This window comes from Acinetobacter sp. UBA6526 (genome assembly GCF_002434875.1).
Lineage (GTDB): Bacteria > Pseudomonadota > Gammaproteobacteria > Pseudomonadales > Moraxellaceae > Acinetobacter > Acinetobacter venetianus.
The window spans coordinates 50,733-51,119 of sequence record NZ_DJLC01000120.1; the positions used below are offsets into that span (position 1 = coordinate 50,733).

Annotated in this window: 1 protein-coding gene; it reads right to left on the bottom strand. The window is 43.9% G+C overall.

Annotated features, from left to right (window positions below; genetic code table 11):
• Positions 1–387: EF-Tu/IF-2/RF-3 family GTPase (locus B4237_RS08145; protein ID WP_286942606.1), on the bottom strand; the 387-nt coding region annotated here is incomplete at both ends.

The window sequence follows — 387 nt, forward strand, 5'->3', positions numbered from 1 at the left end:
GAAGTAGAACTGTGGACGGTAACCGTTAAGGAATGGAGTATGACGACCACCTTCTTCTTTAGAAAGTACGTATACTTCCGCATCGAATTTAGTGTGTGGCTTGATTGAACCTGGTTTAGCAAGTACTTGACCACGTTGTACGTCTTCACGCTTAGTACCACGTAGAAGAACACCACAGTTCTCGCCCGCACGACCTTCGTCAAGAAGTTTACGGAACATTTCTACGCCAGTTACAGTTGTTTTAACTGTATCTTTGATACCAACGATTTCAACTTCTTCGCCTACTTTAACGATACCAGACTCTACACGGCCTGTTACTACAGTACCACGACCAGAGATTGAGAATACGTCTTCGATTGGCATTAAGAATGCTTTGTCGATAGCACG